Below are 832 nucleotides of genomic sequence, written 5' to 3' on the forward strand. Positions count from 1 at the left end.
CGGAGTAGAAGACAATACACCACCTGTTATAGATTTACACCAGGTATCGTTTGGCCTTCAGATGAGAAGGAAAAGAAACCAATAAGCCTTTAATTTTTTATTTTGTCGCTTGTTGCAAATTCCCTGAATCAATAAATTCATTTCCCTTAGCTCATAGCCTTTCGGTAGTGATACCTTTGGAGGGAAATTTCATCCAAACAACTTGTATTCCCACACTTCTCACATTTGAAATGTACATGCTCGTGATCATGGTGAGGGACATCTGAACTATGGTTGCACAGTGCATATTTGGCAGCCCCAGTATCGTCCAGCACTTTATGAACAAGGTCATTCTCCAAAAACGTTTTCAGCGTTCTATAAATAGTTACCCTATCAAAATTATCCTTTAATGCATCTTCAAGGTCAGCATGAGACAAGGCTATTTTCCTGTTAAGAAAAGTTGAAAGCACATCTCTCCTGCAACTGGTTACTCTTAGGTTATTGTCTTTTAATATTTCAGCCGTTTTATTAGCCATAAGTTTTCTTTTGGAATGACTTAAATATTCAACTGCTATAAGGGTGTTCCAACTATTAATAAGTGGAAACACCCTTTATTTCTGGTCATAATCTGTAAAAAGCAATCCCTTTAGGATTACCTCATTTTTTTCCAACCTTTATAAACTAGCACACCACCAGCAATTGTAATAGCTGTAGCAATGATAGCAGGTATTGTTTCGCCATAAATCCAGAACCCTACACCAAATAAAGCCGAGAAGACCATAATTGAAGCTATCAGCATCAATCCTATTTCCATAGGCAGTTGACCAACTTCTTCTTTTACCTCAGGGTGTTT

At 37.5% G+C, this 832-nt stretch carries 2 protein-coding genes; both read right to left on the minus strand.

Annotation, left to right across the window (positions count from 1 at the left end):
* Positions 1–146 precede the first annotated feature (146 nt).
* Positions 147–515 carry a Fur family transcriptional regulator gene (locus ADIWIN_RS15115; RefSeq protein WP_200859818.1) on the minus strand — a complete coding sequence of 123 codons (369 nt, stop codon included), beginning with the start codon at positions 513–515 and terminating at the stop codon, positions 147–149.
* Positions 516–631: 116 nt separating this feature from the next.
* A partial coding sequence (locus ADIWIN_RS15120; protein WP_040757572.1) for a hypothetical protein occupies positions 632–832 on the minus strand: 201 nt, incomplete at its 5' end.

The organism is Winogradskyella psychrotolerans RS-3 (genome assembly GCF_000427335.1).
Taxonomy (GTDB): domain Bacteria; phylum Bacteroidota; class Bacteroidia; order Flavobacteriales; family Flavobacteriaceae; genus Winogradskyella; species Winogradskyella psychrotolerans.

Bases quoted from the DNA above. Each gene is read 5' to 3' on its own strand.
- ADIWIN_RS15115 (WP_200859818.1), bottom strand. From the start codon at position 515: ATGGCTAATAAAACGGCTGAAATATTAAAAGACAATAACCTAAGAGTA.